This window comes from Nostoc sp. (assembly GCF_036917195.1).
GTDB lineage: Bacteria > Cyanobacteriota > Cyanobacteriia > Cyanobacteriales > Nostocaceae > Nostoc.
Map to the genome: position 1 here is coordinate 74,461 of NZ_JBALDG010000028.1, position 16,922 is coordinate 91,382.

Sequence of the window (16,922 nt, forward strand, 5' to 3'; positions counted from 1 at the left end):
TCCTCAGACTTACTTAAATTTACGCTTAAAATCGTCCAAATACTTAAACTTATAATGAAAACGAAGCGACCAAGAAATAAACCAATAGCCAGTCTTTCTTTAGACTTGGATAATATTTGGTCTTATCTAAAAAATCAGGGCGCTTTGGGTTGGGAGACTTTCCCCTCTTACTTAGATATCGCAGTCCCTCGTTTCTTAGATATTCTCCAGCAATGGGATTTGACAATCACAGTATTCATTGTGGGTCAGGATGCAGCGCTGGAAAAGAACACCAAGGCATTAGAAGCGATCGCTAGCGCTGGTCACGAAATTGGCAACCATTCATTTTACCATGATCCTTGGCTACATCTGTATTCAGAGGATGAGATTGAACAAGAGGTGGCTTTAGCCGAAGAACATATCAAGCGCATCACTCATCAACATCCTATTGGCTTCCGGGGGCCTGGATACAGTTTTTCTCCTGCGGTATTGAGAGTCTTAGCACGACGGGGATACGAATATGATGCTTCGACTTTTCCCACATTTTTGGGGCCCATAGCACGAGCGTATTATTTGATGACTTGTAAACTGAGCAAGGAAGAACGCAAGAAACGGGAAGCCTTATTTGGTGGTTTCAAAGACGGTTTGCAGCCTTTGAAAGCTTACCAGTGGCAGATGGGTAAGGATAAACTCACTGAGATTCCCGTTACCACAATGCCAATTTTTAAGGTGCCAATTCACTTCAGTTACATAATGTATCTAAGTACATTTTCTTCGGAAGTGGCGTTACTCTACCTGCGAATTGCCCTGTGGCTGTGTAAAATAACACGCGTCCAGCCTTCTTTGCTACTCCATCCTACAGACTTTTTAAGTCAAGAGGATGTGCCAGAACTATCATTCTTCCCTGGAATGAGCGTTCCTACCTACAAAAAGCTAGCAGTAGTGAACAAAAGTTTGGAACTTATATCCAGTCAGTTCAATGTTTTGACTGTTGGACAACACGCCAAATTCGTAGCAGGCGTCCGTCAACTACCTGTATTAGTACCTCAAAAGAGGTAAAAATATGATCTATAGGATTTATCAGTATAAGTTGTATCCTTAATTACAGGCAAAATTAACTTTTGCGATGTCCAATCAGATTTTTTAAGACTTGTCTAGGTTTTGAATAGCGATCAGTTCTCTTGAAACCAGCTGACATTTGCTAGCAAGAATGTGTAAAGTAATTGAGAGTTGATCACTATTTCTAATATTTGACACATCTATCTATGGTTAGAAAAACCCAGCGTCTTTTGCTGCTAGTTATTTCCTGTAGTATAACTGGTGTAATTTTAGGAGGTACTGCCGGTTGGGCAGAAAGTAGTCTCTGCCTGGAAGACAGTAAAGTTACAAGTGACTGTTTAATCCAAGATCCAATCCAAAAAACTATCCAAGGAATGAGTACCGGATTATTAGCTGGGGCTGGGGCGGCTTGCGGTGCAGCATGGCAGTTACGGCGTGAAGATTGAGCATGAACTACCACTAACTGGAGTTCCGGGTTAGACCAAGTTTTTATACTAATATTCATTAGCCAGTACATCCACTTAAACTTTCGCCCAAGATGAGGTTTTACCTCCCCTTTTACAGCAGAAACGGCTGAACCTTTCCCTAATAGCATTGCCCATGAAGCGGTACACCCAGCGACAAAACTCCTCCAGCGATCGCTCAGGAAGTTTAACAATATAATCTATGTAAGTAGGTTTGCTATGTGTCTTATTTATAAGTCTGGGTTAATCGCCTGGATTGGTGAACGAAATAATCAGCTTTTTAGTCACTTACGTTGTTTTATTGACAGTTTAAAACCTGGCGATCGCAATAATAAGCCTTTCAGCCATTTTTGCCTCTACCCCCATCAATACCTAGTGTCTACTCACTCGCACTCAGCTGAAACAAAAACTTTTTTCAATTTCCTTTGTAGTAAACACTAATCAGGAGCCAGAATCTAAAACCCAATTACTGAAACAGCTTTTCGCTTCTGCTCTGGCATGACCTCCAGATGCGATCGTTTTTCCAACCGAGAATTTATCTATTAAACGACAGACCGTAACTACCTTGTTGAGATGCGGTCGTTGGGTTGTATGTCCCTTGAAGCCTCTCCAGAAGGTCAATGAAAAACAGCGAAAAACTGTTGTATGCCCATAACAAATTCACGTTCTTTACAATGGGGCCGTATCCCTTATCAAAGTAATAGACACCATCTCGTGCATATGCAACTACAGCGTCACCTTGTTTGGTAAGTTGAGGATTACCCTGGTCATCTGTCTGTAAACTGTCGATGTCTCTGATTAGTGGCATAGTGTTTATTGTTTCTGGACTATCAGTATGGAACTTGTAATAGCCCGTTAAGTTAGGATCAAAGTCTTCGGCCCGAAGAATAAGACCCCCAAAATACCCAGGGATGTTTTTGTTGTATAAGCCCTCTGCAAGCTTGCACGAAGACTGTTCTTTCTGTCTTAACTCAAAGAACACGGCAGCGGAAACAAAATGCAGGGGCAGGTGAGCTTCATACTCATTGAGTTCTTTCAGCTTTTTCACGGCTTCATTGATGCTGGCTTTCGTCAGAGCGGCCTTAACCTCGAACACAGCGTGTACGTACTTAGCGGGAATCGCCCTTGCACGACCTTGTTCTGATTCATCAGGATTGTTAGACCCCCACAAAACAGGCGCGTTCATCACATAGTAGATAATTACATCATAGTGACGTATAACGTAATTCATCCTCCTCACATCTGGAATGATATACCCTGACGTGACGCTGTACTTCTTAGGCAAATACTCACTTAACCACTTGCGGAAACTCGCTTCGGCGACAGAACCATGTTCAGTGTGTACGGGGCGGTTGACACTTTTTTCCTTCGCTGAGTCGTAATTACTCAGAATGTCTTTCTTTTGCCGCAAGAATTCTTGCCATCCGACGGTTCCATATCGCCTCGATAACAGCTTTTTTGTGTCAGAAGAGACTATATACCATTCGATTGTTCCGTTAGTAGCGATTTCAGGAGCGGTATCTAATAGCGTAATATCGTAATCAAACTCACGTATTGCGTCAATTCGGATGAACTCAGCTTTCAAAAAACGCAGATGGTCATCCACAAAACGACGTTTCAGTGCGATGTTGTCTGCATTGGCACGCATCCTTACAAAAGGATACAGCAGCCCATCAAAGGGATCTCCAGCAAACAATTTTTCTGCAACTGCAACAGTCAATTTGTTGTAAAGTTGCTGTTCCCCCGGTGGGGCAATTTGTGTGAACACGTCGGATAGAAAATCTATGATCTCCTGTTGATCTGCCGTCGGAGCAGCAGGTTCCGATCCCCAATTAGGGACTGGACGGGTACTTCCAAGGCGATCAAACACGCGGTGTGTGTATCCTACGTAGTTGACCATCAACGGGGCGGTCGTTACCCAATGGGCAAGAGCAACAGTATCACCGACTTTTGGCTGTAATTCCAAAAATACGGCTTCTCATAGCGTGCAACAATACAGAACAGGTTCTCTTGGTCGGTTTGCAAGACCGATCGGAGTCAAGCGCGCTGGCGGATAGCTGAGTTCCGAAATGTTTGCTGACTTATCTCCTAAGCGGCCACTGTAAAGAGGGAATCCAAGGTTAAAGCATGGAGCTTTTACCACATAGCCACGGAAGATTGGCGTTAGAAGCTCTTTAATCTCATCAATTGAAGTCCCATTGAGGTCTAGTGTTCGGATTGTCTCAATAGCGGATCTAGCTGCTGTCACATTGAGCTTCAGTTGAGAATCATTTGTCATACTCACATCTTGCACTAATAAAAATTGATGTAATTTGATTACTCAGTATTAAACTACCACTTCTCTTACTAATAACCTTGCAGCCTAGCTACGCTACAAGGAAAAGACAGGAATAATAAATTTATTATTATCCCAGCGTTAATACCCTAGATGGCATATCGACCACCAACCGTCGAGTTTTTAACTACTGGCGACCAAGTAAAACTTTTGATTGGGGCGATTTATGACATTTCAGCATCTGCGTGTGAAGTGAGTTTAAGCACCTCATGCCAATAAGAAAAAGACTGCAACTATGATAAAGCCTGCTGTTGAGTTTATTGCTCCTTTTATACATTTACAGCCAATGATTTCCATGCTTTCTGACAAGCCAATTGTCTAACTGTGCTAACACTTCGCTGCAACGGACTGAATCGATATCTGGGTTAGGATACAAAGAAGCAGGCGTATGGGCGCATTTGCATTCTTGGTGGGTTATAGAGAATAATCAAAAATAAAGTAACTTTGGCGTCTTCGTGCGAGAGAATAGATATAAAATATGGCGATCGCAATCGATTTTGGTACTAGCAACACAGTCATTGCTCGTTGGAACCCCGTAACCCAGCAGCCAGAAACCCTGAATCTACCAGGTTTATCAATTAAACAAAGTCTCAATCCGCCACTGATTCCCAGCTTGGTTTATGTTGAAGACGCAACACAAAATAAAGTATTAGTCGGGCAACAAGTACGCGATCGCGGTCTTGACCTCAAGGGCGAAACGCGATTTTTCCGCAGCTTTAAGCGGGGCATCGGTGCAGATATCCAAGGTTTCTTACCGGAATTAGATGGGCAAATTGTCACCTTTGAACAAGTAGGGCAATGGTTCCTCACCCAGGTGATTGAACAACTAGCACCCCTGGAAGGGGGGTTAGATTCTTTAGTCTTAACGGTACCTGTAGACAGTTTTGAAGCTTATCGTCATTGGTTGGGGAACGTGTGTCAAGCCCTTCCCGTCGAACAGGTGCGAATGCTGGATGAACCCACAGCCGCAGCCTTGGGTTATGGTTTGGCAGATCAAGAAATTCTCTTGGTAATTGACTTTGGTGGCGGTACTTTAGATTTGTCCCTTGTCCGGTTGGATCAAGGCGTGCAAGCAACCACAAAGCCACTGGGATTTATCCTCAAGTGGGGTAATAAGTCCTTGGCTGAAGATTCAAAACAAAAAGTCAAAACTGCCCGTGTCTTGGCGAAAGCTGGGCAAAATTTGGGTGGTACTGATATTGATAATTGGTTGGTAGATTACTTTGCCAAAACTCAAGAACTGACGATAAGTCCCTTGACAACACGATTGGCGGAACGGGTAAAAATTCAGCTATCAACCCAAAACCAAGCAAGTGAAGTTTATTTTGATGATGAGACATTTGAAAGCTATGAACTGGAACTAAACCGCGACACTTTTGAAAATGTCCTCAAAGAACATGCATTTTTTGAGTTACTGGATGAGTCGATGACGACACTATTGCAGCAATCAAGACGCCAAGGGATAGAACTTCCTGATATTAATGCAGTTTTGTTAGTTGGTGGGACAGTGCAATTGCCGGCAGTGCAGACATGGATAAAACAGTATTTTGAGCCAGAAAAAATCCGTTGCGAACGTCCCTTTGAAGCGATCGCTCAAGGTGCATTACAGCTAACTCAAGGAATACAAATTAAAGACTTTCTGTATCACAGTTATGGTATCCGTTACTGGGATCGCCGCAACCAGCGTCACAAATGGCATTCTCTGATTAAAGCTGGACAAGCATACCCGATGAATCAGCCAGTAGAATTAGTCTTAGGCGCTTCTGTGGAAAATCAGCCTAGTATTGAATTAATAATGGGAGAATTGGGAACAGATACAGGCAATACCGAAGTTTATTTTGATGGCGATCGCCTAATTACTCGCCGTCTGGAAAGTAGTGAAACCAGCGTCAAATCCCTCAACGATCAAGAAGGTGCCAGAACAATTGCCCAACTGACACCAGCTGGATATCCTGGAAGCGATCGGATCAAAATTTTCTTTCAAGTTGATGAGCAAGGCTTTTTGCGAATCACCGTTGAAGACTTATTAACGAATGATACGCTTTTGGAGAATCAACTCGTGGCACAGTTGAGCTAGATATAATGCACATCATCAGTCGTAAAAAACTGCGCGAATTTTGTCAAAAGTATGCTGACTTCTGTGATGCGCTTAACAACTGGTACAAAGCTGTTAATAAAAGTGTATGGAATAATCTTGCCCAAGTGCAAAGAGAAGTGCGGGCTATTCGGCGTCGCACCTTCTGATTCCAGGCGAGTTGTTTTTAGCCGCCCATTTTTAACCATCCAAAAACTTGATTGACGGTTAGTGCAAGTTCAATTTCTGGTAATATAGGCAAAAAATCTTCTCCCTGGAGTAGTACTGGCTGTTGCTCTGGTAGAAATACCAAAATACTGAAGTCATCAGGATCAAGAAACCATCCCAGGCGGCTACCATACTTTAGATAGTAAAGAATGTTCCCAATTACTTTGTTGGGTTTTTGTTCTGGCGAAAGAATCTCAATCGTCCAGTCTGGTGGAAGTTCAAAATTATCAGGTACTTCATCATCAAGGGTAAACGGTATGCGTCCCCATTGAAATACAGCCACATCGGGTACTATTGAGCGTTCTCCAAAACTACACCGTAATTCGGGAAATGCATAGGCAATCTTCTGATTTTCCGTGAGTTCATTAACAACAGCACAAAGTTTACCTTGTAAGCGGCTGTGTCTCCCTTTCGGCATTGGCTTAGGAATAATCTTACCGTTAATATATTCACTCGCAGGCTTTGTTTCTGGAAGCTTCAGAAACTCTTCCAGGGTAAGTCGTTGAGTAGTTGTGGCGCTCATAGCTCCTGAATTTCTCGAAAATGTGTTTTTAGTCTAGCAGTATATATGGACAGGCGCTTTCACGGAGTGTAACGCACCTGTCCATACATTAAGGTAAGAATTGCAATTATTTCCGCACGACTACTAAAGTTCCCATTGTAGTCCAGTTGTAAAGATTGCGAGCTTGCTTAACAGGTAAATTTACGCAACCGTGGCTGACTGGAGTCCCAAAACGGTTATGCCAGTAAGCACCATGAATGGCATAGCCTCTGTAGAAATACATTGTGTAAGGAACGTCAGGAATGTTGTAGCCATTGCCTCGCATTCGGTGAGTGCGATACTTAGAATTAATCCGAAATCTACCTATGGGTGTAGGGGTTGATCGCTTACCTCCAGAAATGCGGTATGAATAAACAAGTTTATTACCTTTCCATGCACGTAAGCGTTGCTCTGACAGGTCAATTTCAATCCAGCGAGGTTGGGATGTTTGCCTGATATTATTAAATACAGTGATGCCGTTTTTATCAACTGACGTGGCTGTTGCTGTAGTCGAGTTGGGTGTACCTGCTAACGGTGATGACCAAGAGAATAAAGTCACCATCATCAGCGCCACACCTGTACAAAAAGTTCCTGAAGAACGAATCCCACCACTGCGAATCCAGGTTTGCATTATGCTTCATCTTCTAAACTACGCAAAAATCATGAAGTGAAGTAGTTTTTTGGAAAACTACAAATTTCCACCGCGACTTCTAGCTTCCTGTAGAGGATTTACGCAATTCATCCGCTAATGCTTCTCAAGACAAATCCTAAGCTAATCTGCGTCCAATTTGCACATTTGTCATTTGTGCTTTGTTATTCACTAAGGAACACGGATTAAATAAAGAGCAAAGAGCAACTTTCGTAGTATTACGGCTTCGGTAACGCACCGAAAATATTGGGATGGTGCGTTAGCCAAGAGCATAACGCACCCTACGAAACAGGAGTTTTGCATTTTGTTTAATCCGCATTCCTAATGACTAATTACAAAGGACAACCTTTACAAAAAATCTGTCATTTAATATGCCTAAATGCAAATTTTCCCCGAATTCATATTTGCATTTGTAATTTCACCCAGGAATTGTCAGGATTTACGCTTATTTCTTTGGGCAAATCGTTGAATGCCCTCTTCTATATTTTATTTCAAATTTAGTGATTCCGACTCCGAAGATTCCCAGCATAAAATATTGCTGGGAATCACTCAATTGTCTTGATTTGTTGTTATTAATGATTTTCTCTAAATTGTCTTTTGGCTGCTTCACCTACTATTTCTGGATGACTACTGGTGTTCCTATTGATGCCCACTCGAATAGCCATTTTGCATGTTTAGGTGCAAGATTCACACAGCCGTGGCTCACTGGAGTACCAAAACTTTTATGCCAATAAGCTCCGTGAATAGCGTAACTACCTTGGTAAAACATTGCATAAGGAACGTTGGGAACATTGTAGTTTTCTCCCTGCATCTGTGTCGTTTTGAACTTGGATTGAATTTTAAAAGTACCAACAAGAGTAGGAGTAGCTTTTTTGCCAGAGGAGATAGCACTTCCATAAACAACTCTGTCACCTTGCCAAGCTATTAATCGTTGCTTTGAAAGATTAATTTGAATCCAGCGCTGATCCGATTGTTGTAATGTCTGGATTGTTTGTGCAATCACTTGATTTTTGGAATTCGCCCAAACTTCACTCGTTCCAGTAGTAGTAAAAACACTTAAGGACAGTGCTGTACCAGTGAGGAGTATTTGTAAGCAACGCACCCAGTCAGGAGAAATCAGTTTTTTCATTTTAGATACACTCACACTCTAATCATGAAGTCTTGAGAAACTTATCAGTTTTCACCTTTATTTCTTTATCTATTACTTTAATAGACGTGAACTTTTGATGATTTGATTCTAAGTTAACCTAACTGTCGTATCAGCTTTCTTGCCCCAGATGCGATCGCCTCCCAATTTTCCTCTGTGACAAGCTTTTTGGGAAATAATTCACTGCTCAAACCTACAGCAATCGCTCCTGCTTGTAAAAATTCTTTAGCATTTTCTAGAGTGACGCCGCCAGTAGGAATTAAGGGAATCTGACCCAGTGGGCCTTGCAAACTTTTGATGTAATCAGCCCCTCCCACTGCTTGCACGGGAAACACTTTTACACAACTAGCGCCCTGACTCCAGGCGGTAACAATTTCTGTTGGAGTCAACGCTCCTGGGATAATGGGTACATTTTTTTCTTGTGCTGCTTGAACCATTGTCGGGTCAAAGTGGGGTGTAAAGAGGAATTGCGCCCCAGATGTGATCGCTTCTTGTAGCTGTTGCACATTGAATAGCGTACCAGTGCCAATAGTACAATCTGGTAATTCTAAGCGTAGTTGACTGATTAATTCCCCAGCGCGATCGCTATTCCAGGTAATCTCAATCAACTGTATTCCCCCAGATGCTACAGCCATTGCCATTTGCTGTCCCACTTCGATTTTAGGGGCGCGGATGACTGCGATCGCTTGATGTTTTTGTAACTCTGATAACCAAATTTGATTAAGCATTTTCACTGGCAATTAGGGATTGGGGGCTAGGAACTGGAGACGGGGCACTAGAGAATAGTTTTCCTAATACCTAATTTTCAATAACTACGCTCATCGTAGACATCGCCTGATTTTAAATAAGATTGCGGCCAATGAGCCAGGAAAATTTAGTAAATTCATTTAAGTATTTTTAACTGTAAATTAAATCAAGAAACCAGCGCCAGCCTAATAACAGGTTGGCGCTATATTTTTTAATTATTGATAAATAAAATAATAATTGGTGGTAATCTAATGGCGTGCGATCGCTGTTAATAAACTTCAATTAAAAAAATATCCATTAATCGTAGGGTGTGTTAGCACGGAGAGTAGGACACCGCGACAGATCAAGATGATGGATGGTGTGTTACGAGGTTCCGTCTAATCCAATAGCAGTTATCAGCGGTGGAAGCCGCCGCTGATAACTGCCTCCCCTACTTACCTAAACTAGGGTTGGTGTATTTGCACGCTTAACTTGAGGTGTTGCAACCATCTGCATTCCAGCAGGTGCAGCTAGAGTTAAACCACGGCGCACAGGATGCACAGGACGTTTGTTCACGAGCGAAAGTTGAAAATCTGACAAAACAGTTGCCAAGACGATTTTCATTTCATACTGGGCAAATGCCATCCCAATACAGCGACGATTACCGCCACCAAAGGGTAAATATTCGTATGGTGAATATTGCCTTTGTAAAAAGCGTTCTGGTTTGAACTGCTTGGATTGTGGATAGACTTCTTCCCGATGATGCGCTAAATAAATACTGGGAATTATTGCCGTTCCCTCTGGCAGTTCGTAGCCCATAATTTTAATTGGGGTCTTCACAATCCGCACGAAAGCATTCATGACAATTGGGTAAATTCGCAATGTTTCTTGGCAAACTGCTGTCAAATAGGGCAATTTAGCAATACTACTCAAATCGGGGTTAACTCCAATGGTGTTAAGTTCCTGTAGCAACTTCTGACGCACCTCTGGTAAATGGTCAATCCAGTAAAAAGCCCATGTCAATGCAGAAGCGGTAGTTTCATGTCCTGCAACTAACAGCGTCATTAACTCGTCGTGTAATTCTTTATCTGACATCCCTTGACCATCGTCGTAACGAGCAGCCATCATCAAACTCAGGATATCTTGGCGATTTTGCTCAGATTCAGCCCGACGTTCCCGAAGCAAAGCATAAATCAGTTGATCAATTTTTTGCCGTTGTTGCAAAATCCAACCCCACGGACTCCACGCACCGAAATCTTTTTGCATGAAGCTGAAAAAGAAGGCGCTGGACATTACGGACGAAGTGATGAAGTCTAGCAAATCACTTAGCGATCGCCTAAGTTCCTCAAAAAGCTGTCCTTCACTCAAACCAAATACAACCCGCAGTATAATACGCAAGGTGATTTCTTGCATCGACTTACGGATATTAAAAGGCTTGCCAATTTGCCATTCATTACTCACCTGTCGGGTTATTTTACGGATTTCTTGACCATAAGCCCGCATCCTTTCGCCATGAAAAGGAGGAGCTAATAGTTGCCGTTGGCGCTGGTGGCGATCGCCATCTGATAACATAAAGGAGCGATCGCCAAGTAAAAATTTTAGTCCTATGTTCCCCCTCCCAACCTCAAAATGGCTGGAATCAGCAGTAAAAATCTGCTCAAGTGCTTGGGGTTGACTAAAGTACACAAGATGGTTATTCGCGCGACTACTCTTGATAGTAAAGGTGTCACCATAGATTTTGGCAAAATCATCCACATATTTCACTGGCTGACGAATAAACTTGATCATCCGCAGCCAGCGCGGCATTTGAGGCCCATCAGGCAAATTGTAAGTTGCTGTCATAGAATTTTGTGGAGTTGATGGCTTCTGAATTTTATTGTTACGAGTTTTCATGTTCTTGAGGGTCACATAAAGCGGTATATTCTTGTAAGGCAGTCCCAATAAAAAATGTTTCATCACCAGGGACTGAGAACTAGGGACTAGGAACTAGGGACTAGAGACCAGGGGACAAAAAGGAGAATAACTCCTAACTCCTGTACAGACGCGATTAATCGCGTCTCTCAGCACGGGCTAAACGCCCCGCTACCGCTAACAGCACTCAAGAAGCAGAATCGGAAGCAAGCAGTGCCAAAAATCATCGCTATTCTTAACGGTAAAGGAGGAGTCGGTAAAACGACTACCGCAGTCAATCTAGCTGCAAACTTTGCGAAGAAAAAAAAGGTGCTGCTGATTGATGCAGATATTCAAGGTTCTGCCAGTTGGTGGTTTGGGCGCAGTCAGCAGGGAATGGGGTTTGATTTATCTCAAGAAACCGATCCCACACTTTTAGGTGATTTAGGAAAGATAACAGGGTACGATTTAGTAGTGGTGGATACGCCTCCCGCGCTGCGCTCTGAAGCATTAGTGGCGGTAGTTGCGATCGCAGATTATCTAGTTTTGCCTACACCCCCAGCCGCAATGGATTTAGCCATCCTCGTGGAAACAGTCAAGGAAGCCGTCATCCCCTTGGGAACCCCCCATCGGGTATTGCTCACCAAAGTTGATACGCGCAGTATCGGGGAAGCACTAGAAGCGAAAAACACTCTGACTCGACTAGGTATTCCTGCTTTTAATACCTTCATCCGTGCCTATAAAGCTCATGAACGAGCAGCACTTGAAGGTGTAGCAATTACTCAATGGCGAGGAGGAAACGCACGGGAGGCGGAGTTAGACTATCGCCGCGCAGCTGATGAACTACAGCGTGATTGGAGAAAATAATGGTTAAGAAACAAAGTCTCTCTGACTTATTACAAGAAGAGGCGCAAAAATTTACACCCCCAGAAGGTGAATCTGCGATCGAAGTTACAGCAGAAAAAATTGCCGAAGAACAGGCTTCGTCTGAGGAGTCCTCAGCACAGACTGCTGAGTCAACTTCTATTAAGCGCACAAATCCTACTAAGGCTGATTTAGAAGCAACTGTCAAAGAGTTGACAAGTAATTTGGAAAAAAGCCACGAAAATGAAGCATCTCTTGGGCAGGAAATTGCTGATTTGCAATCAAAATTATCTAAACAAAAAACATTAGCATCTGAACAAAAATTATTAGTACAACAGGTAACAAAAGAACTTGACGAAACCAAAAAAACAGCACTGCAACTTGCAGAAGCAAACTCCCATCTAATAGAAGAAATGAATGCTTTAAAACAAACAGCAGAAGATAATTCTAAACTTGTTGTAAAACAAACTAGTGCTATAAAACCAGTAAAAGAACACTACAATCCATATAACTACAAAAAATCACATCGGCCATCGGAAACACTAGCTCAAAATCAACCAGATGAATATGCTGATAGTGTTGTCAAAGAAAGTAGTGCTATAAAACCAGTCAAAGACCATTACAATCCACTTAGCTACAAAAAATCACATCGGTCATCGGAAACACTAGCTCAAAATCAACCTCAAAATCAACCAAATGAGTATCCTGATAGTTCTAATGAGATGTGGTTACTTGACTAAAGTCAGTTAATCTTTGCTCCCCCAACCCTACAAGGGTTGGGGGGTTAGGTTTTTGATTGCTGAATCGATGCTCTAGGTAACAAACTGCTTTAAACGAGTTAACCTGAATAAATAAATTGATAAAACAGTAAAAAATACAACAAAAAATCCTTCAATTATAAAAATTTTACTCAAAGGAGTTCCAAAAATTCCTGTATTTATGGCAACTTGATAATGCTTAACTAACCAGAAGAATAAGTATTGCCAGTATTTATGTAATTAAAATAAACTAAGAGAGTATTTAGATAATTTTTGTACTAAGAAATTCTCTTTCATTTGCTTTAAAGAATAAAAATAACAGAAAATAGTTATTGCTCCACAAATAATTGCAATTCTTCCATAGATACTTGAGTAATAGCCATATGTACGTAAATAAATGTCATGAAATGAAAAAAGTATAAATGCTATTAGGTAGTAAAATTTGAAATTTAATACTTTATCAAGAAAGTTAACTAAGTAAAAAGCTATGGGAATATAAATAACAAAATTTATTAGCCAATGATAAGGAATACTGAAATTTAGTAAGCAACTGGCTTCAAAATAAAATAAACAAAATAATACTATTGTATCAGATATAATTCTTCTGAAAGAATGCAATTTAATGATTTGATATAAAAAGCCCAAAATTGTCAAGCAAATTAGATTAAATAGAAAATAGAAAACTGAATCACCCACAATTGGTAAGCTTGGTTCTAAGCTTGCAATAAGTTGCCATGAAAAATTAGGAATTTCTCTCGTAGCTATAATAAAAAATAGATTCTGAACAATTACCTAAAATAAATTTTAATTAACCTAGTAATTCTTTTTTGAAAGTATCTGACGCCGCCAGACTTTTGAAAAAATAACTAAAGAAAAACAATATAAAAAATCGCAACGGCTGTTAAAGATAATTGCAGCTCCAAATCTCTCATAATTTTAGCAAGAATAAGTCAATAACATGAGTAGAATCATTTATAATAAATTGAAATGGTCGTAAATGCCAGATGAAAACAAAAGCAATGCTTAATGCTTTTAAGGCATTGAGACTATTATTTATTTCTATTCTCATAGCTATTTCTTTATAAACTGACTTTCTAGTAAATTTCAACATCTACCCTAATGATCTGCTGTCTGTTTGAAAGACAGATTTGCGATCGCTCTAGCTACAGAGTTGCCTAAAATTAAGTGAGCGTAACACTATTAAAGAGAAAAATAATAGCTCTGACAGAAGCCATTAGCAATAGATGAAAAACTTTACAATTGGGCGTTACAAAAAATTATTGATAGTTGTGCTACCTTGACATGTTCTCCCCAAATATACCTAATAAGTTGCAATAGATGCATCAGATTTTTTGGGTTTGAACTACAATTCAACTCGAAAGTCTAAAATGTGCTGCGCGGTAATTTATGGTTGTTCCAAGTGTGGGAGATGACCACAATTTTGAATCCAGACGAGAGTACTGTGTGGAATTGCCCTTTTAAACCTTGTGGCATCCCTAGTACCTAAAATTTTATCGGAATCGCCCCACATAATTAGCGTTGGTTGCACAATTTGTGATAAAGTTTTAAATCTAAAAGCACTGTAACCACCACTTTTAGTGAAAGCAATCAAAGCTTGATGCCAACTGGGCATTTGTAGATGTAATGCACCACAACACAGCGCATCAAGAGAGGCAAGACTTTGATTTTTATATCCAATGCGCGAAACGCGATCGCGCACTTTAAGATTACTCAAAAATTGAGTTGCTAAATAATCCAACGGGGGAAACATTAATTTACTTAATGGTGAACCACCTGTCAAACCAGCACTGTCAATTAACACCAGCTTTTTTACTACTTCCGGGTAAGTCAGTGTAAAATCAATCGCCGTCGCACCCCCCATCGAAGCGCCCACCAAAATTACAGGTTGGTTAATCAGGCTTTTCCAAAAATAATAAAGATGGGTTTTAATTGCAGTTGGGCTATAAGCAATTTCTGAGAGTCTATCTGTAAACCCGAAACCCAACAAATCCACTGCCCAAGTTTCATTATCTCCAGAGAGCAGTGGCAAAAGCCGACGAAATTCTAATACGGAACTGTCAAAGCCGTGAATTAATAAAATAGGAGTTCCACCACTCCCTTGCTTGACATAGGTTGTGGTAACTGGTTGATTAGTTAAGGGAGTAGCGATCGCAGTTGTTTGAATACTTCGAGCTAGTGCGATCGAGGCAGATTCTGTCAGTTGCCCAACTGCTGTAGGAAGAAAATTCGGAAACATAAACTTTAGTTTATCGTACTAGCTTGCTTCCACGCATCGCTGATTTTGTTAAACAACAAAATTACACAAGCTAACACGCTGAGGTATTACTTGTAATATATAAAACATAGACCAGCGGCTATCAAAACATTCTAACTCCCAACTCCTAACCGGAGGCGGAGCGTCTTCGGCTTTGCTCCTAACTCCTCACTCCCCCCTCCCGCAGAATTCCTGGTATCAAAAAAAGTTTTTTAAAATGTTAAAATTTGGACTAAAGCCACGTACAATTAAAATCGCCTATCTCTTAATCCAGGAGCTAATGCCATGCCAATGGCGGTTGGCGTAATTGAAACTTTAGGTTTTCCTAGTGTCTTAGCAGCGGCAGATGCAATGGTTAAAGCTAGCGAAGTCACAATTGTGTACTATGGTCAAGCTGAAAGCGCTCGTTTGTTAGTCGCCGTCCGGGGACACATTGCTGAGGTAAAAAGAGCTGTTGAAGCCGGAATCGCAGCTGGAGAGCAAGTCAAGGTTGGTGCAGTAATTACCTACTACATCGTTCCTAATCCTCCAAAAAATGTTGAAACCATATTACCAATCCATTTCACTGAAGAATCAGAACCTTTCCGCATGTTCTAAGCAATTTTGCTATCAAAATCTGTAGCGAAGCTTCGTACAATTAACTTGTAGCCCCCATATCGTTTATTCATACAGGAGATTAATAATGTCATTACAGGCAGTTGGAGCACTCGAAACTAAAGGTTTTCCTGCGGTGTTAGCAGCAGCAGATGCTATGCTAAAAGCTGGTCGAGTTACCCTCGTTGGTTATATCAGAGTAGGTAGTGCTCGCTTTACAGTTAATATTCGTGGCGATGTTTCTGAAGTAAAGACAGCTATGGCTGCTGGTATTGAAGCGGCAGAAAATGTTTATGGCGGTACACTAGAATCCTGGGTGATTATTCCTCGTCCCCATGAAAACGTTGAAGCTGTTCTGCCAATTGCTTACACAGAACAAGTCCAACAGTATCGGGAATCTGTAGAAAGTCCCATTGTTAGATCATCGAACGGGCGATAAAGTCAACCCCTTCTCCTGCAAAGGCGCTACGCGAATAGAGAATTCAAAATTACCGAAGTTCAGCTCGGTGGAAGCCAGCGCTCCGACTTATCTCAAAATTCCAAACGAAGAATCTGCACCAATGAATTTAAAGAGAAGTCTCTTGCAAGGCTTATGACTATCAGAACTTTAAAGGATTGCATTCTTACAGTTTTTAGATTTTGCATAAGTTAAATTTGAACCATAAGGGAAAGCAACAATCAGAGTCAATAGTCAAAATCAATATTGACTGTTGACTATTCCTTTTTGGAAATGTAAAGGTTTTAAGAATAACTTGCCAATTTTAGAGGCACAGTTGTGGCTGAAGCTAGTTTAGTTATTTATGCCTACTAAAATAGCGTAGGCGTAGCCCGTCGTAGACATCGCTGGCGTTGCATACTGGCGCTAATTCCAAGCTATAGCGATTGGATTTATCCAAAATTTATTATCAAAAAAGAATTCAGGAGCAGATATGGAGACTCCGCTTCTAAATTATTACTTAAAAGAATATAGTATTAAATAAAACAAAATGCATCACTACGTAAGAGGTTATAGAGGGTTGAAACTTATACGAGTGAAATAACGTCTAACATGGAGTTAAATTAGATTCGTTCCTCGGCTCGGTTACAAAATATCAGATTTTTGCAACCTATCTCCTGCAAAGGTGCATCCTCACCACTCTAGGAGGCAGATTTCTGTTCTCAGTTAAAAAACATAACTTAACAAAAGATTTAAATTAACAGAATTGGCAGAAATGCTTGATTTTCATGGGTTTGGGGCATTTTGAAATTGAAAGTAAAACACCAATACAAAAATTTTTGCATAATTTTAGTGAATTAAGACGTAATAAAAGTGGAATCACGGAGATATTTTCATGAAACT

Annotated in this window: 15 protein-coding genes; 8 read left to right on the forward strand and 7 right to left on the reverse strand. The window is 41.0% G+C overall.

Annotated elements, in window-relative coordinates:
• The first annotated feature begins 54 nt into the window (after nucleotides 1-54).
• Nucleotides 55-1,038, forward strand: a complete 984-nt coding sequence (locus V7K40_RS09750) for a polysaccharide deacetylase family protein (protein ID WP_334958939.1) — start codon at nucleotides 55-57, stop codon at nucleotides 1,036-1,038.
• Between the two features lie 206 nt (nucleotides 1,039-1,244).
• Nucleotides 1,245-1,484, forward strand: coding sequence for a hypothetical protein (locus V7K40_RS09755; protein ID WP_273766307.1), 240 nt, complete (start codon nucleotides 1,245-1,247; stop codon nucleotides 1,482-1,484).
• A gap of 553 nt (nucleotides 1,485-2,037) precedes the next feature.
• On the opposite strand, the gene V7K40_RS09760 is transcribed toward V7K40_RS09755, so the two are convergent.
• Nucleotides 2,038-3,468, reverse strand: a complete 1,431-nt coding sequence (locus V7K40_RS09760; protein ID WP_334958941.1) for a DUF6602 domain-containing protein — start codon at nucleotides 3,466-3,468, stop codon at nucleotides 2,038-2,040.
• Nucleotides 3,469-4,315: 847 nt separating this feature from the next.
• Between V7K40_RS09760 and V7K40_RS09765 the strand changes: the two genes are divergently transcribed.
• Both V7K40_RS09765 and V7K40_RS09770 read left to right on the forward strand, forming a co-directional pair.
• Nucleotides 4,316-5,914: an Hsp70 family protein gene (locus V7K40_RS09765; protein ID WP_334958943.1), complete on the forward strand. Its 1,599-nt coding sequence runs from the start codon at nucleotides 4,316-4,318 to the stop codon at nucleotides 5,912-5,914.
• A 5-nt stretch (nucleotides 5,915-5,919) separates the two neighbouring features.
• A complete protein-coding gene (locus V7K40_RS09770; RefSeq protein ID WP_334958945.1) occupies nucleotides 5,920-6,081 on the forward strand; it encodes a hypothetical protein in 162 nt (53 codons plus the stop codon).
• Nucleotides 6,082-6,098: 17 nt separating this feature from the next.
• Here the strand turns inward: V7K40_RS09770 and V7K40_RS09775 are convergent, their stop codons facing one another.
• The 5 genes from V7K40_RS09775 to V7K40_RS09795 all read right to left on the reverse strand — a co-directional run bounded on the left by V7K40_RS09775 (nucleotide 6,099) and on the right by V7K40_RS09795 (nucleotide 11,044).
• The gene (locus V7K40_RS09775) at nucleotides 6,099-6,662 is read right to left on the reverse strand and encodes a Uma2 family endonuclease (RefSeq protein ID WP_334958947.1); all 564 of its coding nucleotides are present in this window, start codon (nucleotides 6,660-6,662) and stop codon (nucleotides 6,099-6,101) included.
• 106 nt (nucleotides 6,663-6,768) lie between these two features.
• A complete protein-coding gene (locus tag V7K40_RS09780; RefSeq protein WP_334958949.1) occupies nucleotides 6,769-7,311 on the reverse strand; it encodes a L,D-transpeptidase in 543 nt (180 codons plus the stop codon).
• A gap of 631 nt (nucleotides 7,312-7,942) precedes the next feature.
• Nucleotides 7,943-8,458 (reverse strand): L,D-transpeptidase, encoded by a 516-nt coding sequence (locus tag V7K40_RS09785; RefSeq protein WP_334958951.1) that lies wholly within the window; start codon nucleotides 8,456-8,458, stop codon nucleotides 7,943-7,945.
• A gap of 113 nt (nucleotides 8,459-8,571) precedes the next feature.
• On the reverse strand, nucleotides 8,572-9,204 hold the full coding sequence (locus V7K40_RS09790; RefSeq protein WP_334958953.1) for a bifunctional 4-hydroxy-2-oxoglutarate aldolase/2-dehydro-3-deoxy-phosphogluconate aldolase: 633 nt from the start codon (nucleotides 9,202-9,204) through the stop codon (nucleotides 8,572-8,574).
• Nucleotides 9,205-9,661: 457 nt separating this feature from the next.
• Nucleotides 9,662-11,044 (reverse strand): cytochrome P450, encoded by a 1,383-nt coding sequence (locus V7K40_RS09795; protein ID WP_334959200.1) that lies wholly within the window; start codon nucleotides 11,042-11,044, stop codon nucleotides 9,662-9,664.
• A 282-nt stretch (nucleotides 11,045-11,326) separates the two neighbouring features.
• Between V7K40_RS09795 and V7K40_RS09800 the strand changes: the two genes are divergently transcribed.
• Both V7K40_RS09800 and V7K40_RS09805 read left to right on the forward strand, forming a co-directional pair.
• Nucleotides 11,327-11,959 (forward strand): ParA family protein, encoded by a 633-nt coding sequence (locus V7K40_RS09800; protein WP_334958955.1) that lies wholly within the window; start codon nucleotides 11,327-11,329, stop codon nucleotides 11,957-11,959.
• Entirely contained in the window at nucleotides 11,959-12,696 is a 738-nt protein-coding gene (locus tag V7K40_RS09805; RefSeq protein WP_334958957.1) for a hypothetical protein, read from the forward strand. The genes V7K40_RS09800 and V7K40_RS09805 overlap by 1 nt, the downstream gene beginning before the upstream one ends.
• A gap of 1,423 nt (nucleotides 12,697-14,119) precedes the next feature.
• On the opposite strand, the gene V7K40_RS09810 is transcribed toward V7K40_RS09805, so the two are convergent.
• Nucleotides 14,120-14,971: an alpha/beta hydrolase gene (locus tag V7K40_RS09810; protein ID WP_334958959.1), complete on the reverse strand. Its 852-nt coding sequence runs from the start codon at nucleotides 14,969-14,971 to the stop codon at nucleotides 14,120-14,122.
• Between the two features lie 303 nt (nucleotides 14,972-15,274).
• Between V7K40_RS09810 and V7K40_RS09815 the strand changes: the two genes are divergently transcribed.
• Nucleotides 15,275-15,586 carry a carbon dioxide-concentrating mechanism protein CcmK gene (locus V7K40_RS09815; protein ID WP_334958961.1) on the forward strand — a complete coding sequence of 104 codons (312 nt, stop codon included), beginning with the start codon at nucleotides 15,275-15,277 and terminating at the stop codon, nucleotides 15,584-15,586.
• An 85-nt stretch (nucleotides 15,587-15,671) separates the two neighbouring features.
• Nucleotides 15,672-16,022: a BMC domain-containing protein gene (locus tag V7K40_RS09820; protein WP_334958963.1), complete on the forward strand. Its 351-nt coding sequence runs from the start codon at nucleotides 15,672-15,674 to the stop codon at nucleotides 16,020-16,022.
• Nucleotides 16,023-16,922 lie beyond the last annotated feature (900 nt).